Genomic DNA, 24,191 nt, shown 5'->3' on the forward strand with positions numbered 1-24,191 from the left:
GGCGATTCGCCCTACACTGACTCCAGCCAACGCCCCAGCACAAGGTTCGTCCATGACCTCGGTACGCCTGCCCTCCATCGACCGCCTGCTGCGCAGCCCGGCCTGCCAGCCGCTGCAGCAACGCTATGGCCGCGAGGCCCTGCTCAAGACCCTGCGCGACCTGCTCGACGAGCTGCGCGAACCCGCGCGCCATGGCCAGCTGGCCGCCGTCGAACTGGAAGAATCGGTACTCGCCGGCCGCGCCGGCGAACGCCTCGCCGCACACCACGCCAGCCGGGTGCGCCGGGTGTTCAACCTCACCGGTACCGTGCTGCACACCAATCTCGGCCGCGCCCTGCTGCCCGAGGAAGCGATCGAAGCCATTACCCTGGCTGCACGCTATCCGCTCAACCTCGAATTCGACCTGGCCACCGGCAAGCGCGGCGACCGCGACGACCTCATCACCGGGCTGATCCGCGAACTGACCGGCGCCGAAGCCGTCACCGTGGTCAACAACAACGCCGCCGCCGTGCTGCTGGCGCTCAACAGCCTGGGCGCGCGCAAGGAAGGGATCATTTCCCGTGGCGAGCTGATCGAAATCGGCGGCGCCTTCCGCATCCCCGACATCATGTCCCGCGCGGGCGTGAAGCTGGTCGAGGTCGGCACCACCAACCGCACCCACGCCAAGGACTACGAGGCCGCCATCGGCCCGCGCGCCGGCCTGCTGATGCGCGTGCACACCAGCAACTACAGCGTGCAGGGCTTCACCGCCAGCGTCGCCACCCCGCAGCTGGCACAGATCGCCCACGCCCATGGCCTGCCGCTGCTGGAGGATCTGGGCAGCGGCACCCTGGTCGAGCTCACCCGCTGGGGCCTGCCCAAGGAGCCGACGGTGCAGGAAGCCCTGCGCGACGGCGCCGACATCGTCACCTTCAGCGGCGACAAGCTGCTCGGTGGCCCGCAGGCCGGGCTGATCCTCGGCAGCCGGGAGCTGATCGGGCGGATCAAGAAGAACCCGCTCAAGCGCGCCCTGCGCGTGGACAAGCTGACCCTCGCCGCGCTGGAGGCCGTGCTCAACCTCTACCGCGACCCGGACCGGTTGGCCGAGCGCCTCACCAGCCTGCGCCTGCTCAGCCGCCCCCAGGCTGACATCCGCGTCCAGGCCCAGCGACTGGCTCCCGCCCTCGCAACGCTGCTGGGCGAGCGCTGGAGCGTCAGCGCCGTGGATGCCTTAGGGATGATCGGCAGCGGCGCCCAGCCGGTCGCGCGGCTGCCCAGCGCCGCGCTGTGCCTGCGCCCGAACCAGCCCAAGCGCCAGCGCGGCCGCGCACTGCTGGACCTGGAAGAGCGCCTGCGCTGCCTGCCGATCCCGGTGCTCGGCCGCATCGATGACGACGCGCTGTGGCTCGACCTGCGCCAGCTCGACGACGAACCTGGCTTCGTCGCGCAACTGCCGCTGCTGGCCGAGGACGACGCGTGATCGTTGGCACCGCCGGGCACATCGACCACGGCAAGACATCCCTGCTGCGCGCCCTCACCGGCATCGCCGGCGACCGCCGCCCGGCCGAGCGCGAGCGCGGCATCACCATCGACCTCGGCTACGTCTATGCCGACCTCGGCGATGGCGCGCTCACCGGTTTCATCGACGTGCCCGGGCACGAGCGCTTCGTCCACAACATGCTCGCCGGCGCCAGCGGTATCGACCTGGTGCTGCTGGTCGTGGCTGCCGATGACGGCGTGATGCCGCAAACCCGCGAACACCTCGCCATCGTCCAGTTGCTCGGCATTCGCCGCGCCATCGTTGCGCTGACCAAGGCCGACCGTGTGCCGGGCGAACGGGTGGAACACGCTGCGGCGCAGGTGCGCGAACTGCTGGCGCAAGGGCCCTTCGCCGGCGCGCCGATCTTCCCGGTGTCCAGCGTCAGCGGGGAGGGAGTCGAGGCCTTGCGTACAGCCCTCGCCGATGCCGCCCGCCAGACCCAGGAGCGCGCCGCAACCGGGGGATTCCGCCTGGCCGTGGACCGCGCCTTCAGTGTCAGCGGCGCCGGCGTCGTCGTCACCGGGACGGCCTTCGCCGGCACCGTGAACGTCGGCGATGAATTGCTGCTGGGTAATGCCGGCCGCCGTGTTCGCGTGCGCGGCCTGCACGCGCAGAACCGCGAAGCGCAGCAGGCCCGCGCCGGCCAGCGCGTGGCGGTGAATATCGCTGGCGAGCGCCTGAACCTCGAACAGATTCACCGCGGCGACTGGCTGATCGCTGGCGAACTGCATGCGCCCACCACGCGCCTCGATATCGACCTCAGCCTGCTGCCCGGCGAAACCCGCGCCTTCGTCCACTGGACGCCGGTGCATGTCCACCTCGGCGCGCAGGACGTCACCGGGCGCGTGGCGTTGCTCGAAGGCGAACGCCTGCAACCCGGCGAGCGCGCCTTCGCCCAGCTGGTGCTGAATGCACCCAGCCACGCCGTGCAGGGCGACCACCTGGTGCTGCGCGACCAGTCCGCGCAACGCACCCTGGGCGGCGGTCGTGTGCTCGATCCCTTCGCACCCGCGCGCAATCGGCGTAGCCCGGAACGTCTGGAACAGTTGCGTGCCCTGCAAGGCGACAGCCTGGAAAGCGCCTTGCCGACGCTGCTGGCCCACGCCAGCAACGGCCTCGATCTGGCGCTGCTGGCGCGGCAGTTCAACCGCCCCCGCGGGGGCTGGCAACTGCCCGATGAGCTGGTTGAAATCGACACCCGGCTCGGTGCGCGGCTGTTCGCCGCCGAGCGCTGGTCCGCGCTGCAACGGCAACTGCTCGACGCCTTGCAGCGCTTCCACGGCGAAGCTCCCGACGAACTCGGCCCCGACCGCGATCGCCTGCGCCGCTACGCCTTCTCGGCGCTGGAGCGCCCGGTCTTCATCGCCCTGCTGGAAAGCCTGCTGGCTGCCGGCAAGGTGCACAGCAGTGGCCCCTGGCTGCACCTGCCGGACCACCGCGTCCAACTGGTCGATGCGGACGAACGACTGCGCGAACGCCTCTGGCCGCTGCTGCTGGCCGGGTCCTTCGACCCGCCCTGGGTACGCGACCTCGCCCGCGAGCTGGGCGCGGAGGAGGGCGACGTGCGCCTGCTGCTGCGCAAGCTCGCCCGCCTGGGCCAATTGCACCAGGTGGTGAAGGACCTGTTCTACCCGGAATCCACCCTGCGCCAACTCGCCGACCACGCCCTGCGTCTGCACGCCGAAGCCGGCCTTATCCGCGCCGCCGCCTTCCGCGACCGCATCGGCATTGGCCGCAAGCGCTGCATTCAGCTGCTGGAATACTTTGACCGCATCGGCTTCACCCGCCGCTTCGGCAACGAGCGACGGATCAGGGAGGATTCGGCGCTGGCGCAACCCACAACGGAAGAAGCTTCCTGACATCTGGTCGGAAGCGGATTTCGTGGCAAAGGGGGAATCGCCTACAGTAGGCGGGATATATACGAGGTATATACCTTTTCACTACCAGGTGACTCCCATGAGCAAAGAAGCTGTATTCACCATGAAGCTCGAACCCGAGTTGCGCGCCGAGTTCATGGCCGCAGCCGAGGCGGCTCACCGCCCCGCATCCCAGGTGATGCGCGAGCTGATGCGCGACTTCATTCGCCAACAGCGCCAGGCCCAGGACTATGACGAGTACCTGCAGGCGAAGGTCGACGCCGGGCGCGCTTCGATGGTCGCAGGAGATGGGCACTCCGACGATGAAGTCGAGAGCGCCTTCGCGGCGTTAAGAGCCAGGGCGACTGCGCGTAAATGAAAGCGTTCTGGACGCGGGACGCCCAGCAGGATCGCTTCGATATCTGGGACTACCTCGCTTCCGAAAACCCCGACGCTGCCGCACGGATGGACATCCTGTTCAGCGCAACCGTCGCCAAGCTCAAGCGCTTCCCGATGATGGGCAAACCCGGCCGAATTGCCGGCACGCGGGAAGTGTTCCCTCACGAAAGTTACCGGCTCGTCTATCAGATCGAGGCGGACGCAGTGTGGATCCTCGCCTTGGTTCACACGGCCAGAGCATGGCCGCCCCTTCGGGTTGAATGACCGCCGCGGTCAATGCCGCCGTCGCTCTGATCGATGTGCGCAGCCGACCATTGACGAAATTTTCTGAACTCCGGTGCCGCGCGCCCTTCGATAGTCCTGTTCACTATCAGGGAGTGGGTCCAATGAGTTCCTGGCTGATTCTGCTGTTCATCGCCGTCACCCTGATCGCTGTGGTGCTGGATCTGGGCCGGCGCTAGCGTTGCGGCAATACCCGGTCGACCCGTTGCACGAGGTAGTCATAGAACGGGTTGGACGTCACCCGCTGGAACAGGTCCAGCCCGACGATCAGCACCCCGCGCTCGCCGCGGGGCGTCAGTGTGCCCAGGTGGATGCCGAAGTCTTCGTGGGTATCCGGGTGCTGGCCATAGAGCGCGTCGTCGGGCGGGAAGGGCAGCGCGACGTGGGAGAGGGAAAACAGGTCCGGGGGGTAGTCCGCCGCCAGCGCCTGGCTGGTCTGCTGCTGGCTGTGGGCGGGGGTGTGCAGGGCCTGGGCCTGGCTGCTCTGCGGGCTGTTGGAGATCACCGTCACGTCATAGTTGCGCTGCCCTTCGGGCAGCAGGCGCTCGCCGAGGGTGGCCATTTCCGGGCGCAGCAGCGGGCCGTAGTTCAGCGAGCGGTTGAGGTCGAACAGCACCAGTTCGCTGCCGTTGTCCGGCAGGCGGTCGTACAGGTTGCCAATCACCGCCGGGGTACTCACGGTGCTGTCGGCCAGGGACTGGAAGGTCAGGATCGGTGGCAGGCGCGCCAGGCTGCCATTGCGGCTGGCGCTCTCAAGACTTGCCTGCACGGCATCGGTCAGCTCCACGGTCTGCCGCGCCGCGGCAATGGGGAAGGAGTTGTACTTGAACGGGTTGAACTCCGGCAGCACGTTCAGCCACGCCGCCTTGGCGAAGGCGGGCAGCAGCGCCGGCAAGCCGGCCAACCCGGCGAACTGCGCGTAGCGGGTGACGCCGATCATCGGCGAGATGAGCACCAGTTGCCTGGGCATCGCCAGGCGCGGGTCATCCAGCGCATCCAGGCTGTACTTCATCGCCAGCGCGCCGCCGTTGGAGAAGCCCACCATCAACAGCGGTGCTCCCTCGGGCAATTGCGCCGTGGCTTCGCGCACGGCCAGCCGGGTGGCGGCCATCCAGTCTTCCCAGTCCGCGTCGGTGAGCCCGGCCGGCACCGTGCCGTGACCGGGCATGCGGATGGCGATCACCGCGAAGCCCTGTTGCCGCAGGTGATTCCCCAAGTGGCGCAGGCTATAGGGCGAGTCGGTCAGCCCATGCAGCAGCACCGCTGCGCCGCGCACCTCGCCGGTGGGGCGCAGTTCATAGGAGCGGTTCCAGTCGGTGGCGAAATGGCCGGGGTAGACGGCGCTCTGGTCGAAGTAGCGGTTATAGGCGACGCGCTCGAACGGCTGCAGGCTCGCTGCCATTTCCGTGCGCATGGCACGCATCAGCTGTTCTTCGGCGGTCAGGTAGCCGGCCCAGTCGGTGCGGTCGATCGCGTCGCTGTGCAGGTCGTCCGGGACCCAGGTGTGCCAGGGCTCCAAAGGCGGGATGTTGCGCAGCGCGGCGACCCGCAGGCCCAGCGCGAGTACGGCAATGGCGAGGAGGAGGATGGCCAGCCAGAGCAGCGCCCTGGTGAGTTTCGCGTTCAGCATGGGAGTCCCTTGTCAGCGTGCGGGACAAGCATAGAGCCCCGGCGCCGTGACGTCCGCTCGGCGATCAAAGCGCCGCGACGGCCTCGACATAGGCGGCATTGCCGATTCCCACCTGAGCCCAGACGGGACGCGTTTCATTGCCCTGGCGGTCGTACTGCTCGTCCGCGTCCCACAGGGTGATGATCTGCCCCGGGAACAGGTATTCGCTGGCGGTGAAGGCGTGCGCGCCGGAGTCGTCGGCCGAGGCGATCCGCGCGAACAGGCCGCCGGCCGCCAGCGCAAACACATCCACGCCCTGATAGCGGGCCAGGTAGCGCTCGCTCTGCGACAGACCGATGAACCAGATGCGCCCGTGCTCGTCGCACTCGGTCTGGATCGCCGCCTGGCAGAAGTAATCCGTGGGCCCGTTGGATGATTCCAGTGGGAAGCCGATGGCCGCCAGCGCATCCCGCGCGACCGCACGCGCGTCGCCGAGACAGACCGGGCCGATGCCCTGGTGGGGAGAAATATCGAGGATGGGTAGAGTGGGCTTCATGCCATGGCGCTCCCTGGCTTACTGTTAGCGAGGTTAGAGTATGGATCGCCAGTTTGCCGGCATTTTCTCGCGCATCGATGCCTGTTGCTGCGCTCGAGTACCGGGCGCCATGGCGCGCTGCGGCATCGCTGCGCTGGCATCCGCCATGGCAATAGTGGCAACATCCGGACTCCCGTTTTTGCCGCTGCGCTCTGCCAGCTGGCGTCTGACCAGGGAAGGCAATCACGCCCGGTGGCGTGGCCGGGCTTCAAACCCGGTGGGGGACGGCAGCCGTTCCTGGGTGAGTTCGACTCTCACTGCCTTCCGCCAAATTCCCTCTCTACAACCCGTATGGCTCTCGGCTTCGCTCAGCCCGGGAAGACGCTTCGACGTCGGGTCGAAGAAGTGCCGAAGCACGTTCAGTTCGGTGCGCTCTCGCCAGCCTGCATCCACGAAGGGATGTCATTCATGCCGTGCAGGATGCGCCACACATCGATGTGGTCGTCGCGCTCGACGTAGAACACCAGGTAGGGATAGCGCTTGAGTGGCCAGCAGTGCAGCCCCGGCAAATCCAGTTCGTGGGCATAGCGGGATGAGCCGCTGGCAGGGTGCCGGGCGATATGGGCGTAGGCGTTTTCCAGCGCATCCACAAACCCCAGGGCAGCCTGTTCGGCGTCTTCGCTCAGGTAGAAATCGACAGCCGCTTCGACATCCTGATTGGCGAGTACTCGCGGAATGACTGGCTTGGCCTTCATCCACGGGCCTTACGCACCCGTGTGCGGAGCGATTCGAAGTAGCCATCGTCGGCAGGTGCCGCAGGCATCGACTCGGCTCCGGCGATCAGCAGGGCCCGCAGACGCTGACGGTCCTGGTCCTTGCGAATCAACTCGCGCACGTACTCGCTGCTGGTGCCGTAACCACGCTGGCTGACCTGCTCATCGACAAAGCTCTTGAGCGTATCCGGCAGGGAAATGTTCATCGTGCTCATGGGACCAGTCTCTCTGGAATGGCAAAATTTGCCAAAACATACTAGCACCCGTGGTCCTGACCGGTATCGAGAAGGTGACGAAACTGCTGGCCGTCTAAGCTGAGCGGGACGAACCGGCAGGAGGTGCGCATGGTCAGGCTGGATCTGTTCACCGAAGAACACCTGGAAGTGAGCGACCTGTGGCGCTGGCAGGAAGGTGCGCGCGAGGATGCCTTCCTGGTGCCCTTGGAAGCGGCGGCCGCGCCTGAGAGCGCGCCATTGCTGGTAAGGGCGCTGTTGCGGCTGCCGGTGGGGAGGACGCTGCAGGGGCTGCTGGCGTATGACCCATGCGGGCAGGATGTCCACGCCGTGCAGGTGCTGATCGGTCGGCAGTGTTTCACCTTCAACAAGTACCTCCCGGAGGCGTCCTTCGAGGAGGTGCTGGCGCTGGCCGATCACCTGGGGGTTGGTACCGGCGGGGTACTACCGCTGCGTTACAGCGTGGTGCGGGACGCGCTGGCGCTTCAGGACGGGCAGTTCACGTTGTGGCTGAGCGGTGGGACCTAGCGTCTCTTCTGCTTCCATCGGCGGGCAGTGGCGTGTGCGGCCAACGGCTGCAATCGTCTGCTGCCGGGCCTGCGTTTTGCCGGTCCGCACCGCAGCTCCCGCGGTTCGCGAGCAAGCTCGCTCCTACAGGGAGCTTGGCGTATACCGGCAAGATCAAGTGGAAAGGCGGGGAGCGTTTCTCAAGCAGGCTCCCCATCCTGGATGACGGCTGCGCGTTGCAGAACTGGCGGCTTCCGCGATCACGCGGTGTCACTGCCCCCACATCATCCGCTGTTGCTGCGCCGAATAATCGTCGCTTTGCAGGCGCACGCGGGTGGGCTGGCGTTCGAGATTGTCTTCGCCGAAGGACTCGCGCACCGGCGATTCGATGGCGCTGAAGTGATTGAAGTGCGGGGAATCGGCGCAGCCGACCAGGGTGAAGCAGGCGAAGGTGACCACGGAAAGTTTGAGCATGGGACTTCCTCCTGAGGGGAGTCCCGAGCTTCGGCCGGGTGGATTAACGGCGGATTAACGCGCGGCGTTCCTCAGCTGTCCGGGCCCTGGATTTCGCCGCCGTGGGGCGCATCGCCTTCCATGTCGCGGTGGTGCTCGGGCGGGTTGAGTGCGCGGCCGAGTATCTGCGCGACGACCTCATCCTTGCCTTCGGTGTAGGCGTCGCGGTCGGTGGGGAAGCGCTGCGCCAGTTCGTGCTTCACCTGGGCATAGAGCCGGGCGTCTTCGGGGTGGCTGCGCAGCCAGTCGCGGAACAGCAGGCGGCGGGAAGCTTCGCCCAGGTCCATGACGTGGACGTGATGGGTGCGACCGTTGCCCAGCGGCGGCATGCCTTTGACGAAGAACAGCCGCGAGGTGTCCGGGTTCTCTGCCCAGTACTGGTAGCCCAGCCGTTGCAGCGGCTCGATCAGCTGGTGAGGGTCGCTGCCCGGTGGCGGCAGCAGGAGGATGTCGATGATCGGCTTGGCGTCCAGCCCGGGTACGGCGGTGCTGCCGATATGCTCGATGCCCAGGCCGGGAAGGTCGGCCGCCTGGGCGATGGCGGCGGCTTCTTCGGCGAAGCGCTGGGGCCAGGCGGGATCGGCCGCAACGACGTCGATGCGGTCTTCCTCGGCGTTGCTCCAGCGTTGGCCGTCGAATTCGGGGGCTTGCGGGAACATGCGGACACTCCGGCGTAAAGGCGGGCAGGGCGAGCGTTGGAGAAGGGCCGGGCCGGCGGAGTTCCGGAAAAATCCTGCAGGAGCGGCCTATGGGAGCGGCCTATGGGCGCGATCGCGGGCATGGCCCGCTCCTACAGGGGGCAACGTCAATCCAGCACGTTGTGCAGTACTTCGTAGATGACCCCGGTGGCGATGGTCACCAGCAGCAGGTCGGTGCCGGCCTGCTGCCATTCGTAGCCATCGTAGTGGGGCAGGCGGCCGACCAGGCGGCCGTCGAGTTTCTTGGCGATGCCCGGGGGCAACGGCTTGCCGCGGGCGAGGTTCTTCTGGATGCCGGGCGGTAGCGCAGCGCCCGGATTCCAGTAGTTGCGGTTGTCGTCGAGGATGACCTGTACGCCGCCGACGTCGATGCGCGGGCCGCCGCCCTGCCAGTTGTTGCCGCCGCCTTGGCCCTGGTTGCCCTGATTGCCGTGCTGGCCACTGTTGCCATGCCCTTTGTTCTTGCCCGGATCGGCCAGCAGCAAGGGGCTGCTGCCCAGCAGGGTGACGCCGAGGATGGCTGCCAGCAGGGGAGTGAATCTGGACATTGCCGTGTTGCCTCCATGTTGAGAATCCCGTTTCGTCAGCGTAGCCGTTATGGCGCGCTCGGGGTTGCGGCGAAGTTGGCACCGGCGTGCTGGTATTTCGTCGGCAGGCCGCGAACCACGGGGGCTGTAGCGAGTCATAGTGATATCTCAACCCCGCCCATGGAGGCGATAACAAGATGAAAAAGTCCCTGGTTGTTGCAGTAGCCTGTGCGTTCGCACTCGGCACGACAGCCTTGCTGCCTGCCGATCTTTCGCCGATCGGTTCGGCCTATGCCAAAGGCGACGGTGGCGGTCACGGCGGTGGCAATGGTGGTGGAAATGGTGGTGGCAACGGCGGTGGTAATGGCGGCAGCCACGGTGGCGGCAAGGGCGACGCGGGCGGTAACCACGGCAGCAACAGCAATGGCAACGATGGCGGCGAGCACGCCGGCAAGGCCACTCGCGACCACGGCCTGAGCGGCAACCACTACGGCAGCGAGAAAAACGACAGCAACGGCCATGGCCAGGCGACGTCCGCCGTGGCGCATTCCAAGGATACGCAGGGCAAGACCAAGGCGGCGGCGATTTCCGCCACCAAGCCGGCCCACAAGAATACCAAGCACGACAACTGATCCATCGCGGCCAGGGACGGCCACTGCCCTCACTGCACCGGGAAGTCGAAGTAGGTCGTGGGAAACGGCTCGGCTTTCAGGGTGTAGTGCCACCATTCCGCGCTGTACGGTTCGAAGCCGTGGCGCAGGGTTTCGCGGTTGCGTGTCTGCTGCACCGTGACCAGCGCCGTGCCGTGATGGGAAATCGGCCCGAAGAAGTCGAACGGGCTGCCCATGTCCAACTCCTCTCCTGACTGTGCCTTGACCAGCGTGAGGTCGACCGTACTGCCGCGCGAATGTCCGGAGTGCTGGGCGATGTAGCCGTCGCGGAACAGCGCGGGCTTGTCCAGATCGGGGTAATAGCGGGCCTTCTGCCGCAGGTCCTGCGGGTCGGTAGCCCAGCGGCGGAAGTCGTCCACCGCGCGCTGCGGGCGATAGCCATCGAAGATTTTCAACGCCAGACCGCTGAGGGCGAGGTCCTTTTCCACCGCGGCCAAGGCGGTGGCTGCCTGGCGGGTGAGGATGATCCGCGCCTTCTGGTAGCCGTCGATGGGCTCGCCGACGAAGTTGTCGCTGCCGGCGTAGCGCACGTCATAGCGCGCTGATTTCAGCACCTGGTCGAGATAGACGAAGCCGTCCTGCGCCGGCTGATCGGCGCGTAATGCCGGGCTGACGAGCAGGCAGAGCAGCAGCGTGAACCGTGCGCCTGCCCGATTCATGAGCGCAGGGCCTGGACCCCGTCGTCGTCGGGGTCGTAGTTGTCCAGTTGCATGCGCCGGGCGAACGCTTCCAGCGCGGCTTCGCCCTGCAGGAAGCGGCCCCGAGCGGCGGCCCAGTCATCGGGCTTCAGGCGGACCATCCAGCCGTCGCCGTAGCAGTCCTGGTTGATCAGGCCGGGGCGGCGCACCACGGCATCGTTGCTGGCGAGCACGGTGCCATCCAGCGGGCTGCGCGCCGAGGAGGCGGCCTTGGCGAATTCCACCACTCCGAAACTGCGGTCACGGTCGATGTGCCAGCCATCGCGCTTGGGGGTGAAGGCGAAGATCTGCCCGTAAACCGCACAACCGTAGGCGGTGAGCCCGAGGGTGACCGCGCCGCCGGCTTCCTCGCGCAGCCAGAGGTTGTAGTCCGGGGCATAGAGCAGGTCGTCGGGGAACTCCAGGCCGTGCAGCTTCACAGTGTCAGCACCCGGTCGTATTCCAGGATCATGCGCGCCAGCTCGCCGCCACTGGCGATCTCGTCGACCTCCTCGATCAGCCGGCTTTCGTCGATGGCCACGCCCGGTGCGCGGCACATCAGCAGGCGCGCACCGGCTTCCTTGGCCTGCTGGATGAAGTGGCTGATGGGCTCGCCGCCTTCGGCGGCGTAGAGGTGGTCGGCGATGTCCTGGAAGGCCAGGCGGGTGCCCTCGCCGCTGAGGAACAGGGTGACCTTCGCATCCATGCACGCCAGCAGCGTGGCGGTGTAGAAGGGCGCGGCGCAGCGCGCCGGGGTGCTCGGGCCGCTGCTGACGATGATCAGTACGCGCTGGGGCTCAGGCGTGGACAAGGGCTTTCTCCAGTTGGATCAGGGCGATGCGCCGGCCCTGCGGGTCGGCGCGCTCGACGATGCCCTGCGGCCGGTAGCCCAGGCGTGCGTAAAGCAGCAGGCCGGCGGCGTTGGCGTTGAAGCAGGACACCTTCATGACCTGCGCCTTGTACTGGTCGCGGGCGAGGTTCTCCATGACCTCGATCAGGTACTGCGCCACCCCGTGCCGCCTCGCCCAGGGTGCGACCATCATGTTGCCCAGTGCGCAGAATTCGTGGGGTTGCCATTGGTAGAAGTTGGCGAAACCGGCAAGCCGGCCATCCAGCAGCGCCACGGTGCTGCCACGGCGTTCCGCGATGGCGGCGGCGAGCTGGCCGACCGTCAGCGGCCAGCTCGCCTTGGGATAGCAGTAGAAGAGTTCGTCGGCGTCCTGGGGGAAGCCCACCACCTCGCCGAGGTCGTCGGCGAGGGCGGGGCGATGCTGCAAAGTGGGCTGGCTCACGGGTCCTCCAGAGTCAGGAACGGGCCGGTCAATGCGGTGGGTACTGCGCGATGACCTTCTGCACCGTCTCGCGGATCGCCGCTTCGCGCTCGGCGGGTGTCGGCGGGCTGCTGCGCATGATCTGCTCGCCGCTGCCGCGCCACACCAGCTTGCCGTCCTTGCCGTCGAACATGTCGACCTGGATGGTGGCGACCTTGTAGGTCACGGTGCGACTCTCGGCCATGGGCGGCGGGCCCCAGTAGCCACCCCAGTAACCGCCCCAGTAGCCGCCGCTGTAGGTGGTGACCTGGTCCTGGCGCTGGTCGACGATCAGGTAGGCGCGCAGCTTCACGTCGCCGGGGTTGCCGCCTTGCGCCTGGCGCAGGCCGCGCTGGTCGAACTGGTCGGCCACGGCGTCGCTGATGCGTTGTTCGGTGAGATCGCTCTTGATGCGCGGGTCGTCCGGGCGGTACTCGAAGGCCGGCTGCGCCCAGCTCCAGGTCAGGTAGCGAGAAAAGTCGCGGGAGGTATCGTAGTCACGGCTGACGCTGGTGGTTTCGCAGGCGGCGAGCCCCAGCATCAGGCCGAGTAGCAGTAAGCGGCGGATCATGGTTGGAATACTCCTGACAGAGCTTTCATCCAAGCGCAGAGTCCGCGCAAAGGCAAGCGGCAGACGGGCTGCGGGCAGTCGCAGGCGCGGTCTGCCCGGCAACTTTTCCGGCCAGTCGGCGATCAGCCCGGCGGGTAACCGTCCATGGCCTTGCGTGCGGCCTCGCGCAGGGCGCGGGCCTGGTCGCTCTGGCTGCTGCCGTTGTCGTACTCGGCGCTGCCGCTCCAGATTTCCTGCTGGCTGTGGGCGTCGAAGAGGGCGATGCGCACGACGCTGACGGTCACCACGTAGGTGCGGGTGACCGGGTAGGACGCGCCGCCGTACCACGGGTCGCCCCAGCCGCCGTAATAGCCGCCGCCGTAGTAGTCGGTGGTCTGCCGGGTGCGCTGCTCGCTGGACAGGTGGGCGCTGACGGTCAGGTCCGCCGGCGCATTCGCGCGCGCCGGACGCAGGCCGCGCTGGTCGAGGGCTTCACTGACCGCGTCCTGCAGCGGCCCGCCAAAGCCGGTGCCGTCCACCCACGCCCACGAGCGGTAGCGCCCGTAGTCCAGCGGCGCGGCGGGGTAGCTGCCGGGGTCGAGGCCGGGGTTGGCCGCCGCGGCGGGGGCGGGCGGCATCGGCAGCGCGGTGGCGGTGTAGGGGTTCTGGCTCTGGCAGGCGGCCAGGGCGGCGAATAGCGGCAGGATCAGCAGGTAACGCGGCATGACGGGCTCCCGCACGCCAGTCTCAAAGGGCGTGCGCAGTGGCAACTATGCACCTAATCCTGTGGCCGGCACAGCCAGTGCAGGTAGCGGCCGAGCCCGGCGAAGGCAGGATGTCGACGGTATTGCAGTTCCATCTCCACCAGGTCCAGCGGTTCGGCCTTGTGCTGGAACTCCACTGGCATGTAGTCGTGGAACACCCGCACGCCGCTGCGCGCTTCGATGCGCCAGTGGCCGGCCATGGCGGCTTCGAGCACGCGCGGGTCGAGCGGCTCCTGCGGGGTCAGGCTTTGTCCTTCACCGGCGAAGCGGTTCTTGCGCAGCTTGCGGAAGTGGCCCTTGAGCAGGTTGCGGTAGATCAGCGCGTCGCGGTTGTAGAAGGCCAGCGACAGCCAGCCATCGGCGCGGGTCAGCTGGTGCAGCACGGGCAGGATCGCCAGCGGCTCGGCCAGCCACTCCAGCACGGCGTGACAGATCACCAGGTCGTAGGGTTCGTTGAGCTGGCCGAGCAGGTCCTGCCAGGGCGCCTCGATGAAGGTGGCGTGCAGGCCGGCTTCCTCGAAGCGCTGGCGCGCGCCTTCGAGCATGGGCGTGGCGGGTTCGGCGAGGGTGACGTGGTGACCGCGCCCGGCCAGCCACAGCGACATGTGCCCCAGCCCTGCGCCGATATCCAGCACGCGCAGCGGGCGCTCGGGCAGTGCTTCGGCGAGGTCGGCCTGCAGCACGGCAAGGCGGATGGCGCCCTTGGCGCCGCCGTAGATCTTCTCGGCGAAGCGCGTCGCCAGTTCGTCGAAATGGCGGTCGCCGGTCTTGGGGGATTCGCTCACTTGGCGCCTCCCTCGATGAATCGCCGCTCGCTGTCGGCGAGCTTGGCGAGCACCGCCTGGTTCATGTCGATGCCCAGCTCCGCGCACATCAGCAGCAGGTAGAGGACGATGTCGCCGACTTCCTGCCCGGCGTGGTCGAGCGTTTCCGGCGGCAGCTGGCGCGATTCGTCCTCGCGCAGCCACTGGAAGATTTCCACCAGCTCGGCCATTTCCACGCTGGCGGCCATGGCCAGGTTCTTCGGGCTGTGGAAGCGACTCCAGTCGTTGTGGTCGCGGATGGCGTGCAGGCGCGCGGTGATGGCTTCGAGGTTCATGCAGATGGGGCTCCAACGTGAGCCCCATAGCTTCAAGCCTGGCGCATCAAACGTCCAGCGCGCTCCAGCTGCCGGCCATGTGCGGCAAGCCGTCCTTGCCGCGCAGGCTGAACTGCCCGGAGGGCGCCGGCTCGCTGGCCAGCAGGTTGACCTGGGCGGGCAGCAGCACCGGTTTCTGGAAGCGCACCTCGACCCGATAGCCGGCCATCGGCAGGCGCTCGCCCAGCGCGGCCAGGCTGCGCGCCTTGTTCCACAGGCCATGGGCGATGGCGCGGGGGAAGCCGAACAACCTGGCGCTGGCGGCGGACAGGTGGATCGGGTTGTAGTCGCCAGCCACGCGGGCGTAGCGCCGGCCGATGTCCGCCGGGCAGCTCCAGGCGTCGATCTGCTCCAGCGGCAGTTCGGCCACGTCTTCGCGGGCCGGCGGCGTGCCGTCCAGGCGCAGGCCACGGAACAGGATGCGGCTGTCGCCCTCCCAGAGCAGCCCGAGCTGGTCGTGCAGCTGGGTGATGATGCTGAAGGTCACGCCCTTCTCGTGGGGTTGCAGGTCGTCCACCCGCACGCTGACGTTGAACGGCCCCAGGCCGCCGAGCGGGCGCAACACGCTGATACGGTTTTCCAGGTGCACCAGGCCCAGCAGCGGGAAGGGGAAGCGCGCATCGGTGAGCAGGCCCATCTGCAGGCCGAAGGCGAGGATGTGCGGATAGGTGGGCGGCAGCAGGTGGTTGTCGGCGAAACCGCAGACCTTGCGGTAACGCTCCAGGTGCTTCGGATCGACGGTGACCGGGCAGCGCAGCCCGCGCGTCGGCAGGCTGCGGCCGCGCACGCCGCGGCGCACGGCGGCGCGGGCGAACAGGCCGGTGAGGGCGGGTGGGGCGGACAGGTCAAGCCAATCGCGGGGCATCGGGTATCTCCTTGCAGTATTCAATCAGCTTAGCCAGTGCTGGGGCGCGGGCATTGGCCGTGGCTACGCGGCGCGCGGCAGGCAAGTCAATGTGACTGCCAGATTGCTCGGATATTTCCCTCAACCTGCTTCCTGATTCTCTTGAGGGGCGATAGAAAAGCTGCCTAAGATGGGCCCGCCTCATGGATAACTAGAAAAAACACCATGCGTGATCTGACCGACGATGTGGCGCTGATGCGCCCGGTGATCGACGCCCTGCGCGCCAGCGGCAACGACCCCGACCGCGTGCTGGCTCGCGTCGGCCTGCCGCCTGGCAGCCTGCCTGCCGGACGATTCCCCCACAGCTCACAGAACCTGTTCTGGAAGGCTGCCGCCGACGAGTGCGGCGAAGAGCACGTCGGCCTCTACCTGGCCGGTCACCTGCCGGCCTTCCACGGCCTGCTGCTGGAATACCTGTTCCTCTCCAGCGCCACCTTCGGCGAAGGCCTGCGCCACGCCCTGCGCTACGTGCGCCTGCTCTCCGACACCCTCAACGCCCGCCTGGAAGTGGAGGGCGAGAAGGCCGTGCTGCTGCTCGGCCACACCGCCGGGACCAATCGACACTTCCCCGAGATGCTGGCCGGCGCGGTGGTCCGCCTGTTCCACGCGCTCACCGAAGGCGACTTCAAGCCCCACGAAGTGCAGCTGATGCACGAGGAGGGCGCGCCCGCCGAGCGTTACCGCGAAGTCTATGGCTGCCCCGCGGTGCTGGGCGCCGAGCGCTATGCCCTGGTGTTCGATGCCCGGGTGCTGGACAAGCCCTCGCGCCACGCCGCCCCTGAACTGCTGCGCATGCACGAGTCCCTGGCGCGCCGGCAACTGGCGGAAGTGGAGCGCCTGGACCTGGTGCGCAAGGTGCGCGAGCTGATCGGCGAGTTGCTGGTGGATGGCGGTGCGACGCTGGAACAGGTCGCCGCCCGTCTCGACATGCCGGCGCGCCGCCTGCGCGAACGCCTGGCCATGGCCGGCGTGCGCTTCAACGACCTGGTCACCGACTACCGCTGCCGCCTGGCCAAGGAGTTGCTGCTCAAGACCGACGAGCGCATCGAGGTCATCGTCGAACGCACCGGCTTCTCCGAGCCGAGCACCTTCTACCGTGCGTTCAAGCGCTGGGTCGGCGAGACCCCGGTGGAATTCCGCCGGCGCGGTCGCCCGCAGCCGCCGGCGGAGTGAGCGCCGCTGGCGCAGCGGCCTGACACACGCTGCGACAACTCATCGTTCAATGTATGAATTGCACCACACTCACGGGGCGTGGTGCGGTTTTGGCTGTGGCCTCGGTTGAGGCGTGGCAATGCCCTGATTGAAATACGGCGCCTGTATTCCAGTCAGAGAATTGTTGTGCGTACACCGATGTTATCCCTGCTGATCGCTGCTTTCTGCCTGCCTTGCCTGGCTTGGGCGCAACCGCTGGCGAGCGCGTATCAGCCGGCCCCGGCGCTAAGCGCCGAGCGCGCGGAACGGGTGGTGGGCAGCTTGCTGACGCCGGTGTCATTGCCGGTGAGCGCCGTGGTCGCGTCCGTAAGAAGGATCACTGCACCGCTGGCCACCCAGATCACCGCAACGAACAATGCCGGGCAGCCCATCACACTGCAGGTGCCGGTGAAGGCGGCGACAAAGGCCAGGATACGACCCGGCGACAGGATCAGCATCGAGAAGACCCGGCACGGTAATGGCGCGCTGCTGTTCAAGAACGGAAAGCGCGTGACCTACGTCTCCCTGCCCGGCGAAACCGGCGTGTCGGCCCATAAACCCTTCCCGGCCCGCTGAGGGCCCGTCGGCTGCTGGGCTGGTGGCCTGCCGGCCTCGATCGAACCCTTTCGAGCGCGTCTGTGGATAGGCTTTCGCGGTCTTCCCACTGCAAGGAATCACCGATGCAAAGCCGACTCTGCCAAGCCCTGCTGCTCGCCGCGCTGACCCTGGGCGCCCGCTGCGCCGTGGCGGGGGAGATGAGCGAAAGCGCGTTTTCCCGCCTGGACCGCAATGGCGACGGCTACATCGAGGCCAGTGACATGGCGGCCATGCGCGACCGCATGTTCCACCGCCTGGATCGCAACCAGGATGGGCTGCTCAGCCGCGAGGAAGTGACCCCGCCGAACCCCAGCGTGAACGTCTCGCCCAACGCCATCGCCTGGCCGGACGCGGATGGCGACGGTGCGATCAACCTGGTGGAGTTCATGAGCCAGCAGCCGGCGCTGATCGTGCGCGGGGATCGCGATGGCGACCAGCGCCTGAGCGAGGAAGAGTTCCAGGCGCTGGTGGCGGCGCGGGGGTGATCCAGGGAAGTTTCGAGCGCCGGTGCCTTGGTGTTTTCCGCGCATTGCTGCCAAGGGGGGCTCGTGCTGGCAGGCTTCCGCCGGTGCACGGCGACGCCCTCTCCCGACTGCGCGATAGAGTTGGAATGTTGGGGCTCCTGACCTTGTAGGAGCAGCGGCCTGCTGTTGGATGGCCGTGCCTGGTTCCCCTCTCCCCCCGCACTCTCCCTGAAGGGAGAGGGAGCTATCTGTGCCGGCTTACGCTGTGGTTTCAACCTGCATCATGTCCCCCTCTCCCTTCGGAGTGGGGCGCGCCGCCAGGGTTGGGGAGAGGGCCGGCCTGGCGCGGCACTTCATGGCGGCGCGCCGCGCAGCGCGGTCAGCGACTCATGCGCCCAGCAGGCTCTGCCCGCACACCCGCAGCACTTGCCCGCTCACCGCGCCCGAACCCGGCTGGGCGAACCAGGCCACGGCTTCGGCGACGTCCTGCGGCAGGCCGCCCTGGCCCATGGAGTTCATGCGTCGGCCGGCCTCGCGGATGGTCAGCGGGATGGCGGCGGTCATCTGGGTTTCGATGAAGCCCGGCGCCACCGCGTTGATGCTGATGCCCTTCTTGCCCAGCGCCGGCGCCCAGGCCTGCGCCAGGCCGATCAGGCCGGCCTTGCTCACCGCGTAGTTGGTCTGGCCCATATTGCCGGCGATGCCGCTGATGGAGGCGAGCAGCACCACGCGACCGTCATCGTGCAGCTTGTTCGCGTCCAGCAGCGCCTGGGTCAGCACCTGCGGGGCCTTCAGGTTCACATCGATCACCGAGTTCCAGAACGCCTCGCTCATCTTCGCGACGGTCTTGTCGCGGGTGATGCCGGCGTTGTGCACCACGATGTCCACGCCGTCGGGCAATGCCGCCACCAACTGCGCGCCGGCATCGGCGGCGCAGATGTCCAGCGCCACGCCACGACCGCCCAGGCGCGCGGCGAGGGCGTCGAGGGATTCCTTGGCCGGCGGCACGTCCAGCAGCACCACCTCGGCGCCGTCACGGGCGAGGGTCTCGGCAATCGCCGCGCCGATGCCGCGGGCGGCGCCGGTCACCAGTGCGCGCTTGCCCACCAGAGGGCGGCTCCAGTCCTGCACCTGCTTGTCGTAGGCGGCGAGGCGCACCACCTGCCCGGAGACGTAGGCACTCTTGGGCGAGAGGAAGAAGCGCAGCGCGCCTTCGAGCTGGTCCTCGGCGCCCTTGCCGACATAGACCAGCTGCACGTTGCCGCCCCGGCGGACTTCCTTGCCCAGTGAGCGGCTGAAGCCTTCCAGGCTGCGCTGCACGCTGGCGGCGATGGGGTCTTTGAGTGAATCCGGGGCCCGGCCGAGGATCACCACATGGGGGCATTTATCCAGGCCCTTGAGAACGCCCTGGAAGAAAGTGCGCAGCTCGAGGGTCTGTTCGAAACGGTTGAGGCCGCTGGCGTCGAAGACGATGGCCTTGAGCCGGGGGCCGTGTTCGGCCGTCCAGCGTGGCAGGCCGTACTGGCCTTCGCTGAAGGAAAACACCGCATCGGTCAGGCGCTCGGCGAAGGGCAGTACCGCCTCGTTCAGGTTGCCCTCCCCGCCCAGCAGCAGCGCCCCGTCCACCGGCCGCGTGCGCCCGGCGCTCCAGCGCTCCAGGCGGACCGGCGCAGGCAGGCCGAGGGCTCCGACCAGGCGGCGGCCGACATTGGAGTTGGCGAAGGCAATGTAGCGATCGGTCATGGAACGGGCTCCTGCACGGGTTCTCTAAAGTGCTGACCACTCTACGCAGCGGCGGGTTCGGCGCAATTGACCGCGCTGACCTGCGCAACGGCGGGGCGGCCAATGCGACACAAGCGGCTAAGGTTAGCCTTGACCGCACTTCAACGCTCACCCTTGTAGGAGCTCTGCATGACCCAATTGCGCCGGGTCGCCATCGTTGGCGGCAACCGAATTCCCTTCGCCCGCTCCAACACCGTGTATGCCACGGCGAGCAACCAGGAGATGCTGACCAGCGCGCTGGATGGCCTGATCGAGCGCTACAAGCTGCACGGCGAGCGCCTGGGCGAGGTGGTCGCCGGCGCGGTGCTCAAGCATTCGCGCGATTTCAACCTGACCCGCGAGTGCGTGCTGGGCACCCGGCTGGCGCCGGAAACCCCGGCCTACGACATCCAGCAGGCGTGCGGCACGGGCCTTGAGGCGGCGATCCTGGTGGCCAACAAGATCGCCCTCGGGCAGATCGACTGCGGCATCGCCGGCGGCGTGGACACCACCTCCGACGCCCCCATCGGCGTCAACGAAGGCTTGCGCAAGATTCTCCTGGAGGCCAACCGCGGCAAGTCCAACGGCGAGAAGATCAAGAGCCTGCTGAAGATCCGCCCGCGCCACCTGATGCCGCACATCCCGAAGAACGGCGAGCCGCGCACCGGGTTGTCCATGGGCGAGCACTGCGAGCTGATGGCGCAGACCTGGGCCATCCCGCGCGACGAGCAGGACAAGCTGGCCTTCGAAAGCCACCACAAGCTGGCCGCCGCTTATGACGAAGGCTGGCAGAACGACCTGATGACGCCGTTCCGCGGCCTGGTGCGCGACCAGAACCTGCGCCCGGACATCAACCTGGAGAAGATCGGCACCCTCAAACCGGTGTTCGAACGCGGCCCGCGCGGCACCCTGACGGCGGCCAACTCCACCCCGCTGACCGACGGCGCCTCGGTGGTGCTGCTGGCCAGTGAGGAATGGGCGAAGGCGCGCGGCTTGCCGATCCTGGCCTACTTCAAGGACGGCGAGGCGGCGGCGGTGGACTTCGTCGGCGGCCACGAGGGCCTGCTGATGGCACCGGTCTACGCGGTGCCGCGCCTGCTGGCGCGAAACGGCCTGACCCTGCAGGACTTCGACTTCTACGAAATCCACGAAGCCTTCGCCGCCCAGGTGCTGTGCACCCTCAAGGCCTGGGAAGACGCGGACTACTGCAAGACCCGCCTGGGCCTCGACGCGCCGCTGGGCTCCATCGACCGCAGCAAGCTCAACGTGAAGGGCAGCTCCCTGGCCGCCGGCCACCCGTTCGCCGCCACCGGCGGGCGCATCGTCGCCAACCTGGCCAAGCTGCTGGACGGCGCCGGCAAGGGGCGCGGGCTGATCTCGATTTGTGCCGCAGGCGGCCAGGGTGTGACCGCGATCGTCGAACGGTAATCCAATACAGCGGGACGGATTCTTTCCTCCCCGATGTAAGCAACTCCGTGACTTCAGGCGGCACCGCGCGAGCGGCGCCGCCTTTTTTTGTCCGCGAACCTGTAGGAGCGAGCTTGCTCGCGAACGGGCCCGACGTCCGTGCCGCCCAGTTTTCGCGAATACCAGCGAACGCCGAGCCCCTTGTAGGAGCGCGCCATGCGCGCGATCGCGGGCATGGCCCGCTCCTACAGGGGGAATCGGTGGTTCAAGCCTGGGTGGCATTTTCTTTTAGGGCGCGGGGATAACGCTGGCGTGTTAGGCGCGCTACCGAATTGGCTTCGGCACCGGCCGATGTTCGCGAGCAAGCTCGCTCCTACGACAACCGGCTGACGCCGAGCTCCTTGTAGGAGCGGGCCATGCCCGCGATCGCGGACAAAGTCCGTCCCCTACGAAAGCGCCGTGCGCAATTTTCTTCTAGAAGGGCAGTTCAGCCACCCTGCAACATTCCCGGATGTACCCGCTGAGCAAAGGGTGTGGAGAGCACCAGCGAGGTCTTGCTGGTGCCGAACTGGGCGAGGCGGTCGATCAGCTCTTCCAGTTCCTGGGTGCAGCTCACCGCCACCTTGAGCATCACGCATGCTTCGCCGGTGATGCGGTAGCAGTCGATGATCTGCGGGATCTCCAGCAGAGGGTCGAGCATCGTCTTGCTGCGGTGGTCGTTCAGGCGCAACTCGATCAGGCACTGGATGGAGCGGCCCAGCTTCGACAGGTCTACGCTGGCGTGGTAGCCGGTGATCACCCCGTCGGCCTCCAGGCGCGCCACGCGGTCGGCGACCGCTGGTGGCGACAGGTTGATGCGCCGGGCCAGTTCGGCGAAGGACAGGCGGCCGTCTTCCAGCAGGGCGGCGAGCAGGGCGCGGTCGTATTTGTCCATGGTCCATCTCCGGTTTTCTGATTCAACGGAAAGGCGGCTGAAAATCCGTCGAATGAAAAGTGTTATGCCCGTATTGGCGTTGTCTGTGCCTTATCCGGGGCGATTGACCTACATAAAATGAAGCGCTCTGACTGCCTTGTCGAGCCCCTCCCATGACTACCCTGCCCATGCCCAGAGCCCGCATTTCACTGACCCTGATCGCCGCCTTCTTCGCCCTCTACTTCATCTGGGGCTCGACCTACCTGGTGATCCGCATCGGCGTCGAATCCTGGCCGCCGATGCTGATGGCCGGCTGCCGCTTCATCATCGCCGGGGCAATCCTGTTCGGCTGGATGCTCTGGCGCGGGGCGCCGCTGCCGACGTTCCGGCAATGCCTGTCGGCGGGCGCCATCGGCATCCTCCTGCTCAGCTGCGGCAACGGTGGGGTCACGGTGGCCGAGCACTGGGGCGTGGCGTCGGGCGTGGCGGCACTGGCGGTGGCGACGGTGCCGCTGTTCACCCTGGTGTTCGGGCGCTTCTTCGGCAACCGCACCAATGCGCTGGAGTGGGCCGGCATCGCCCTGGGCCTGTTCGGTATCGTGCTGCTCAACCTCGGCTCGAACCTGCAGGGCAGCCCGGCGGGCGCGGCGCTGATTCTCTTCGCCGCGGCCACCTGGGCCTTCGGTTCGGTGTGGAGCCGGCGCCTGGACCTGCCCGGCGGCGCCATGGCCAGCGCGGTGGAAATGCTGGTGGGCGGCGGCGTCCTGCTGCTGGGCAGCCTGCTCAGCGGCGAGCGCCTGGAGCAGATGCCCACGGCCGCCGGCTGGGGCGCGCTGGCCTACCTGGTGGTGTTCGGCTCGATCATCGCCTTCAGTGCCTACATGTACCTGCTGGCCAACGTGCGCCCGGCGGCGGCCACCAGCTATGCCTACGTCAACCCGGCGGTGGCGGTAATGCTCGGCGTGGTGTTCGCCGGCGAGCACATCGGCCTGGCGGAATCCCTCGCGATGGCGGTGATCATCAGCGCCGTGGTGCTGATCGGTCTGCCGCAGTGGCAGCGCAAGGAAGCTGTCTAACTCGCGGCATGAGCTAAGAGCCTATTTACGATCTGCTGCGCGTCGGCATAACTGCGTTAAAAACAGGCTCGGATTGCTCATTTACGGCTCGTAAACTCCGCATCCTCGCCCGTTTTTGCCTTGTTCTGCCCTAGCTCGCGACATCGTAAATAGGTTCTTAGCCCGAAAGGTTATTTCGCGCCCCTCGCGCGATTCGCTAGGGTATGAAACGGCCTCCATTCGGAGGCCGTTCTTCTTTCCCTTCAGTACACCCGCGCGCCATACGCCCAGGCCACTGATCCACCCTTCGAGCCGAGGTGTGCATGAGCCTGGTGGTACCGCTTTCCTCTCTGTCCCAACTATCACCCACCCAGCGCTGGAGCGATGCCCTGCGCGCGTCCAGCCTGCTGGACCTGTCGGTGCCGCGCGAATATGGCGGGCGCGGTGCCGGCTGGGGCGAGGTGTTGCAGACCCTGCGCGATCTCTCCGAGCGCGACGGCACCCTGGCGCGGCTGTTCGCCCTGCATCACCTGCAACTGGCCAGCGTGTTGCTGCTGGGCAGCTCCGAGCAGCGCGAGCGCCTGCTGCCGCTCAGCGTGGAGCGCGAATGGCTGTGGGGCGAAGCGGTGGATCACCAGGAAAGCCGCCTGCTGGCGCGTGAGCATCGGCGCGGCGGTTTCCTGCTGCAGGGCGGGCGCCACGACTGCTTCGGGGCGGAGGCGGTGGACTGGCTGCTGATTTCGGCGCGCCATGCGCCCAGCGAAGGCCTGCTGATCGCTGCGCTGCCGGCGGACCGTGACGGGCTGGATCGCTTCGAACCCAACGGCGGGGGGCTGCTGCGCTGCCATGAGGTGCGCCTGCATCCGGAAGATATCCTGCAGCCGCCCGGCCTGCCGTGGACGCCCCGTGCGCAACTGCGCGGCAGCCTCGCCGGGCTGTTGCAGGCGAACATCGCCCTGGGCCTGGCCGTGCAGGCCTTCGAGAACCTGCCGGCGCGGGCGGCGGCGGGGGAGTTGCAGCGGCTGTTGGGGCTGGGGCTGCGGCTGTCGGAACAGTCGGCGGTGGCCTTCGAATCGGCCCAGGCGGCGGGCAACGCCCTGAGCTTCAGCCGCAGCGCGGCGCTGGCGACCCTGGTGGCGGAAACCGCTGCCGTGGCGCAACACGCGGTGCAGGTTGGCTTGCGCCAGGAAGGCACCCGCGCCCGATTGCTCGCCGGTGCCACCTGAGGCGCCGAACCACGGGGCCTGTAGCCGAATCGAGACAAGCGCTGGCGCTCATAAGTTAAGAACTAAAAAGTATTTATTCGAAGTTTTTTATATCGGTAATCTAGCTCTACCG

32 protein-coding genes and 1 tRNA gene are annotated in these 24,191 nt (G+C 67.4%); 14 read left to right on the forward strand and 19 right to left on the reverse strand.

Annotation, left to right across the window (positions count from 1 at the left end):
• Positions 1-52 precede the first annotated feature (52 nt).
• The 5 genes from selA (at position 53) to ACNFIA_RS12785 (ending at position 4,235) form a co-directional block, all read left to right on the forward strand.
• Entirely contained in the window at positions 53-1,459 is a 1,407-nt protein-coding gene (gene selA, locus ACNFIA_RS12765) for an L-seryl-tRNA(Sec) selenium transferase (protein ID WP_416785248.1), read from the forward strand.
• Positions 1,456-3,378: a selenocysteine-specific translation elongation factor gene (gene selB / locus ACNFIA_RS12770; RefSeq protein WP_416785250.1), complete on the forward strand. Its 1,923-nt coding sequence runs from the start codon at positions 1,456-1,458 to the stop codon at positions 3,376-3,378. Before selA ends, selB begins: the two co-directional genes overlap by 4 nt.
• A 97-nt stretch (positions 3,379-3,475) precedes the next feature.
• The gene (locus ACNFIA_RS12775; protein WP_259757525.1) at positions 3,476-3,754 is read left to right on the forward strand and encodes an antitoxin of toxin-antitoxin stability system; all 279 of its coding nucleotides are present in this window, start codon (positions 3,476-3,478) and stop codon (positions 3,752-3,754) included.
• On the forward strand, positions 3,751-4,038 hold the full coding sequence (locus ACNFIA_RS12780; RefSeq protein ID WP_416785253.1) for a type II toxin-antitoxin system RelE/ParE family toxin: 288 nt from the start codon (positions 3,751-3,753) through the stop codon (positions 4,036-4,038). Before ACNFIA_RS12775 ends, ACNFIA_RS12780 begins: the two co-directional genes overlap by 4 nt.
• A complete protein-coding gene (locus tag ACNFIA_RS12785; protein ID WP_416785255.1) occupies positions 4,035-4,235 on the forward strand; it encodes a hypothetical protein in 201 nt (66 codons plus the stop codon). Before ACNFIA_RS12780 ends, ACNFIA_RS12785 begins: the two co-directional genes overlap by 4 nt.
• Here the strand turns inward: ACNFIA_RS12785 and ACNFIA_RS12790 are convergent.
• A complete protein-coding gene (locus ACNFIA_RS12790; RefSeq protein ID WP_416785258.1) occupies positions 4,232-5,686 on the reverse strand; it encodes an alpha/beta hydrolase in 1,455 nt (484 codons plus the stop codon). The two genes, ACNFIA_RS12785 and ACNFIA_RS12790, sit on opposite strands and share 4 nt — an antisense overlap.
• 64 nt (positions 5,687-5,750) lie before the next feature.
• The gene (locus ACNFIA_RS12795) at positions 5,751-6,221 is read right to left on the reverse strand and encodes a hypothetical protein (protein WP_416785260.1); all 471 of its coding nucleotides are present in this window, start codon (positions 6,219-6,221) and stop codon (positions 5,751-5,753) included.
• Between the two features lie 213 nt (positions 6,222-6,434).
• Here ACNFIA_RS12795 and ACNFIA_RS12800 point away from each other — a divergent pair.
• Positions 6,435-6,530, forward strand: a tRNA-Sec gene (locus tag ACNFIA_RS12800).
• 89 nt (positions 6,531-6,619) lie between these two features.
• On the opposite strand, the gene ACNFIA_RS12805 is transcribed toward ACNFIA_RS12800, so the two are convergent.
• Both ACNFIA_RS12805 and ACNFIA_RS12810 read right to left on the reverse strand, forming a co-directional pair.
• The gene (locus tag ACNFIA_RS12805) at positions 6,620-6,955 is read right to left on the reverse strand and encodes a type II toxin-antitoxin system RelE/ParE family toxin (protein ID WP_416785262.1); all 336 of its coding nucleotides are present in this window, start codon (positions 6,953-6,955) and stop codon (positions 6,620-6,622) included.
• Positions 6,952-7,188 carry a type II toxin-antitoxin system ParD family antitoxin gene (locus ACNFIA_RS12810; protein WP_416785264.1) on the reverse strand — a complete coding sequence of 79 codons (237 nt, stop codon included), beginning with the start codon at positions 7,186-7,188 and terminating at the stop codon, positions 6,952-6,954. Before ACNFIA_RS12810 ends, ACNFIA_RS12805 begins: the two co-directional genes overlap by 4 nt.
• 129 nt (positions 7,189-7,317) lie before the next feature.
• On the opposite strand from ACNFIA_RS12810, the gene ACNFIA_RS12815 reads away from it, so the two are divergent.
• A complete protein-coding gene (locus tag ACNFIA_RS12815) occupies positions 7,318-7,734 on the forward strand; it encodes a hypothetical protein (RefSeq protein ID WP_416785266.1) in 417 nt (138 codons plus the stop codon).
• A gap of 249 nt (positions 7,735-7,983) precedes the next feature.
• On the opposite strand, the gene ACNFIA_RS12820 is transcribed toward ACNFIA_RS12815, so the two are convergent.
• The 3 genes from ACNFIA_RS12820 to ACNFIA_RS12830 form a co-directional block, all read right to left on the reverse strand.
• On the reverse strand, positions 7,984-8,187 hold the full coding sequence (locus ACNFIA_RS12820; protein WP_259757518.1) for a hypothetical protein: 204 nt from the start codon (positions 8,185-8,187) through the stop codon (positions 7,984-7,986).
• Between the two features lie 71 nt (positions 8,188-8,258).
• On the reverse strand, positions 8,259-8,885 hold the full coding sequence (locus tag ACNFIA_RS12825) for a GrpB family protein (RefSeq protein WP_416785269.1): 627 nt from the start codon (positions 8,883-8,885) through the stop codon (positions 8,259-8,261).
• Between the two features lie 146 nt (positions 8,886-9,031).
• The gene (locus tag ACNFIA_RS12830; protein ID WP_416785271.1) at positions 9,032-9,472 is read right to left on the reverse strand and encodes an anti-virulence regulator CigR family protein; all 441 of its coding nucleotides are present in this window, start codon (positions 9,470-9,472) and stop codon (positions 9,032-9,034) included.
• Between the two features lie 176 nt (positions 9,473-9,648).
• On the opposite strand from ACNFIA_RS12830, the gene ACNFIA_RS12835 reads away from it, so the two are divergent.
• The gene (locus tag ACNFIA_RS12835) at positions 9,649-10,083 is read left to right on the forward strand and encodes a hypothetical protein (RefSeq protein WP_416785274.1); all 435 of its coding nucleotides are present in this window, start codon (positions 9,649-9,651) and stop codon (positions 10,081-10,083) included.
• A gap of 29 nt (positions 10,084-10,112) precedes the next feature.
• Here the strand turns inward: ACNFIA_RS12835 and ACNFIA_RS12840 are convergent, their stop codons facing one another.
• From ACNFIA_RS12840 to ACNFIA_RS12880, 9 genes are all read right to left on the reverse strand, one after another.
• Positions 10,113-10,781, reverse strand: coding sequence for a M15 family metallopeptidase (locus ACNFIA_RS12840; protein WP_416785276.1), 669 nt, complete (start codon positions 10,779-10,781; stop codon positions 10,113-10,115).
• Entirely contained in the window at positions 10,778-11,260 is a 483-nt protein-coding gene (locus ACNFIA_RS12845) for a glycine cleavage system protein H (protein WP_416785448.1), read from the reverse strand. Before ACNFIA_RS12845 ends, ACNFIA_RS12840 begins: the two co-directional genes overlap by 4 nt.
• Positions 11,236-11,610, reverse strand: coding sequence for a DsrE family protein (locus tag ACNFIA_RS12850; RefSeq protein ID WP_259757511.1), 375 nt, complete (start codon positions 11,608-11,610; stop codon positions 11,236-11,238). The genes ACNFIA_RS12845 and ACNFIA_RS12850 overlap by 25 nt, the downstream gene beginning before the upstream one ends.
• Positions 11,597-12,091 carry a GNAT family N-acetyltransferase gene (locus ACNFIA_RS12855; protein WP_416785279.1) on the reverse strand — a complete coding sequence of 165 codons (495 nt, stop codon included), beginning with the start codon at positions 12,089-12,091 and terminating at the stop codon, positions 11,597-11,599. The genes ACNFIA_RS12850 and ACNFIA_RS12855 overlap by 14 nt, the downstream gene beginning before the upstream one ends.
• Positions 12,092-12,119: 28 nt before the next feature.
• Entirely contained in the window at positions 12,120-12,680 is a 561-nt protein-coding gene (locus tag ACNFIA_RS12860) for a DUF4136 domain-containing protein (RefSeq protein ID WP_259757509.1), read from the reverse strand.
• Between the two features lie 122 nt (positions 12,681-12,802).
• Positions 12,803-13,384 carry a DUF4136 domain-containing protein gene (locus ACNFIA_RS12865; RefSeq protein ID WP_416785283.1) on the reverse strand — a complete coding sequence of 194 codons (582 nt, stop codon included), beginning with the start codon at positions 13,382-13,384 and terminating at the stop codon, positions 12,803-12,805.
• A gap of 53 nt (positions 13,385-13,437) precedes the next feature.
• On the reverse strand, positions 13,438-14,208 hold the full coding sequence (locus ACNFIA_RS12870; RefSeq protein ID WP_416785286.1) for a methyltransferase domain-containing protein: 771 nt from the start codon (positions 14,206-14,208) through the stop codon (positions 13,438-13,440).
• Positions 14,205-14,522 carry a nucleotide pyrophosphohydrolase gene (locus ACNFIA_RS12875; protein ID WP_416785288.1) on the reverse strand — a complete coding sequence of 106 codons (318 nt, stop codon included), beginning with the start codon at positions 14,520-14,522 and terminating at the stop codon, positions 14,205-14,207. Before ACNFIA_RS12875 ends, ACNFIA_RS12870 begins: the two co-directional genes overlap by 4 nt.
• A 46-nt stretch (positions 14,523-14,568) precedes the next feature.
• Positions 14,569-15,426, reverse strand: a complete 858-nt coding sequence (locus ACNFIA_RS12880) for a MaoC family dehydratase (protein WP_416785289.1) — start codon at positions 15,424-15,426, stop codon at positions 14,569-14,571.
• Between the two features lie 204 nt (positions 15,427-15,630).
• Here ACNFIA_RS12880 and ACNFIA_RS12885 point away from each other — a divergent pair, with 204 nt between their 5' ends.
• From ACNFIA_RS12885 to ACNFIA_RS12895, 3 genes are all read left to right on the forward strand, one after another.
• Positions 15,631-16,638 (forward strand): AraC family transcriptional regulator, encoded by a 1,008-nt coding sequence (locus tag ACNFIA_RS12885; protein ID WP_416785292.1) that lies wholly within the window; start codon positions 15,631-15,633, stop codon positions 16,636-16,638.
• 177 nt (positions 16,639-16,815) lie between these two features.
• Positions 16,816-17,232 (forward strand): STM0539 family protein, encoded by a 417-nt coding sequence (locus ACNFIA_RS12890; RefSeq protein ID WP_416785294.1) that lies wholly within the window; start codon positions 16,816-16,818, stop codon positions 17,230-17,232.
• Positions 17,233-17,336: 104 nt separating this feature from the next.
• The gene (locus ACNFIA_RS12895; RefSeq protein ID WP_259757502.1) at positions 17,337-17,738 is read left to right on the forward strand and encodes an EF-hand domain-containing protein; all 402 of its coding nucleotides are present in this window, start codon (positions 17,337-17,339) and stop codon (positions 17,736-17,738) included.
• A 366-nt stretch (positions 17,739-18,104) separates the two neighbouring features.
• Here ACNFIA_RS12895 and ACNFIA_RS12900 read toward each other — a convergent pair whose 3' ends face one another.
• Positions 18,105-19,460, reverse strand: coding sequence for a 3-oxoacyl-ACP reductase (locus tag ACNFIA_RS12900; RefSeq protein ID WP_416785296.1), 1,356 nt, complete (start codon positions 19,458-19,460; stop codon positions 18,105-18,107).
• 168 nt (positions 19,461-19,628) lie between these two features.
• On the opposite strand from ACNFIA_RS12900, the gene ACNFIA_RS12905 reads away from it, so the two are divergent.
• Positions 19,629-20,906 carry an acetyl-CoA C-acetyltransferase gene (locus ACNFIA_RS12905; protein WP_259757499.1) on the forward strand — a complete coding sequence of 426 codons (1,278 nt, stop codon included), beginning with the start codon at positions 19,629-19,631 and terminating at the stop codon, positions 20,904-20,906.
• A 53-nt stretch (positions 20,907-20,959) separates the two neighbouring features.
• Here the strand turns inward: ACNFIA_RS12905 and ACNFIA_RS12910 are convergent, their stop codons facing one another.
• A complete protein-coding gene (locus ACNFIA_RS12910; protein ID WP_416785298.1) occupies positions 20,960-21,121 on the reverse strand; it encodes a hypothetical protein in 162 nt (53 codons plus the stop codon).
• Between the two features lie 251 nt (positions 21,122-21,372).
• On the reverse strand, positions 21,373-21,819 hold the full coding sequence (locus ACNFIA_RS12915; RefSeq protein ID WP_259757498.1) for an Lrp/AsnC family transcriptional regulator: 447 nt from the start codon (positions 21,817-21,819) through the stop codon (positions 21,373-21,375).
• A 167-nt stretch (positions 21,820-21,986) separates the two neighbouring features.
• Between ACNFIA_RS12915 and yedA the strand changes: the two genes are divergently transcribed.
• Both yedA and ACNFIA_RS12925 read left to right on the forward strand, forming a co-directional pair.
• Entirely contained in the window at positions 21,987-22,874 is an 888-nt protein-coding gene (gene yedA / locus ACNFIA_RS12920) for a drug/metabolite exporter YedA (RefSeq protein WP_416785451.1), read from the forward strand.
• Between the two features lie 302 nt (positions 22,875-23,176).
• Positions 23,177-24,079 carry an acyl-CoA dehydrogenase family protein gene (locus ACNFIA_RS12925; protein WP_259757497.1) on the forward strand — a complete coding sequence of 301 codons (903 nt, stop codon included), beginning with the start codon at positions 23,177-23,179 and terminating at the stop codon, positions 24,077-24,079.
• The last annotated feature ends 112 nt before the right edge of the window (positions 24,080-24,191 follow it).

Origin of the sequence: Pseudomonas sp. NY15437 (assembly GCF_048068435.1) — a bacterium.
In the GTDB taxonomy this organism is placed as follows: Bacteria; Pseudomonadota; Gammaproteobacteria; order Pseudomonadales; family Pseudomonadaceae; genus Pseudomonas; species Pseudomonas nitroreducens_B.

What these genes read in the sequence shown, in the direction of transcription:
- ACNFIA_RS12925 (WP_259757497.1), top strand. Translation starts at nt 23,177, where the DNA reads ATGAGCCTGGTGGTACCGCTTTCCTCTCTGTCCCAACTATCACCCACC.
- ACNFIA_RS12910 (WP_416785298.1), bottom strand. Translation starts at nt 21,121, where the DNA reads ATGCCCGCGATCGCGCGCATGGCGCGCTCCTACAAGGGGCTCGGCGTT.
- ACNFIA_RS12835 (WP_416785274.1), top strand. Translation starts at nt 9,649, where the DNA reads ATGAAAAAGTCCCTGGTTGTTGCAGTAGCCTGTGCGTTCGCACTCGGC.
- ACNFIA_RS12795 (WP_416785260.1), bottom strand. Translation starts at nt 6,221, where the DNA reads ATGAAGCCCACTCTACCCATCCTCGATATTTCTCCCCACCAGGGCATC.
- ACNFIA_RS12905 (WP_259757499.1), top strand. Translation starts at nt 19,629, where the DNA reads ATGACCCAATTGCGCCGGGTCGCCATCGTTGGCGGCAACCGAATTCCC.
- ACNFIA_RS12880 (WP_416785289.1), bottom strand. Translation starts at nt 15,426, where the DNA reads ATGCCCCGCGATTGGCTTGACCTGTCCGCCCCACCCGCCCTCACCGGC.
- ACNFIA_RS12810 (WP_416785264.1), bottom strand. Translation starts at nt 7,188, where the DNA reads ATGAGCACGATGAACATTTCCCTGCCGGATACGCTCAAGAGCTTTGTC.
- ACNFIA_RS12785 (WP_416785255.1), top strand. Translation starts at nt 4,035, where the DNA reads ATGACCGCCGCGGTCAATGCCGCCGTCGCTCTGATCGATGTGCGCAGC.
- ACNFIA_RS12885 (WP_416785292.1), top strand. Translation starts at nt 15,631, where the DNA reads ATGCGTGATCTGACCGACGATGTGGCGCTGATGCGCCCGGTGATCGAC.
- ACNFIA_RS12805 (WP_416785262.1), bottom strand. Translation starts at nt 6,955, where the DNA reads ATGAAGGCCAAGCCAGTCATTCCGCGAGTACTCGCCAATCAGGATGTC.
- ACNFIA_RS12875 (WP_416785288.1), bottom strand. Translation starts at nt 14,522, where the DNA reads ATGAACCTCGAAGCCATCACCGCGCGCCTGCACGCCATCCGCGACCAC.
- ACNFIA_RS12790 (WP_416785258.1), bottom strand. Translation starts at nt 5,686, where the DNA reads ATGCTGAACGCGAAACTCACCAGGGCGCTGCTCTGGCTGGCCATCCTC.
- ACNFIA_RS12860 (WP_259757509.1), bottom strand. Translation starts at nt 12,680, where the DNA reads ATGATCCGCCGCTTACTGCTACTCGGCCTGATGCTGGGGCTCGCCGCC.
- yedA (WP_416785451.1), top strand. Translation starts at nt 21,987, where the DNA reads ATGCCCAGAGCCCGCATTTCACTGACCCTGATCGCCGCCTTCTTCGCC.
- ACNFIA_RS12890 (WP_416785294.1), top strand. Translation starts at nt 16,816, where the DNA reads ATGTTATCCCTGCTGATCGCTGCTTTCTGCCTGCCTTGCCTGGCTTGG.
- ACNFIA_RS12915 (WP_259757498.1), bottom strand. Translation starts at nt 21,819, where the DNA reads ATGGACAAATACGACCGCGCCCTGCTCGCCGCCCTGCTGGAAGACGGC.
- selA (WP_416785248.1), top strand. Translation starts at nt 53, where the DNA reads ATGACCTCGGTACGCCTGCCCTCCATCGACCGCCTGCTGCGCAGCCCG.
- ACNFIA_RS12865 (WP_416785283.1), bottom strand. Translation starts at nt 13,384, where the DNA reads ATGCCGCGTTACCTGCTGATCCTGCCGCTATTCGCCGCCCTGGCCGCC.
- ACNFIA_RS12820 (WP_259757518.1), bottom strand. Translation starts at nt 8,187, where the DNA reads ATGCTCAAACTTTCCGTGGTCACCTTCGCCTGCTTCACCCTGGTCGGC.
- ACNFIA_RS12815 (WP_416785266.1), top strand. Translation starts at nt 7,318, where the DNA reads ATGGTCAGGCTGGATCTGTTCACCGAAGAACACCTGGAAGTGAGCGAC.
- ACNFIA_RS12825 (WP_416785269.1), bottom strand. Translation starts at nt 8,885, where the DNA reads ATGTTCCCGCAAGCCCCCGAATTCGACGGCCAACGCTGGAGCAACGCC.
- ACNFIA_RS12900 (WP_416785296.1), bottom strand. Translation starts at nt 19,460, where the DNA reads ATGACCGATCGCTACATTGCCTTCGCCAACTCCAATGTCGGCCGCCGC.
- ACNFIA_RS12840 (WP_416785276.1), bottom strand. Translation starts at nt 10,781, where the DNA reads ATGAATCGGGCAGGCGCACGGTTCACGCTGCTGCTCTGCCTGCTCGTC.
- ACNFIA_RS12895 (WP_259757502.1), top strand. Translation starts at nt 17,337, where the DNA reads ATGCAAAGCCGACTCTGCCAAGCCCTGCTGCTCGCCGCGCTGACCCTG.
- ACNFIA_RS12775 (WP_259757525.1), top strand. Translation starts at nt 3,476, where the DNA reads ATGAGCAAAGAAGCTGTATTCACCATGAAGCTCGAACCCGAGTTGCGC.
- ACNFIA_RS12830 (WP_416785271.1), bottom strand. Translation starts at nt 9,472, where the DNA reads ATGTCCAGATTCACTCCCCTGCTGGCAGCCATCCTCGGCGTCACCCTG.
- ACNFIA_RS12780 (WP_416785253.1), top strand. Translation starts at nt 3,751, where the DNA reads ATGAAAGCGTTCTGGACGCGGGACGCCCAGCAGGATCGCTTCGATATC.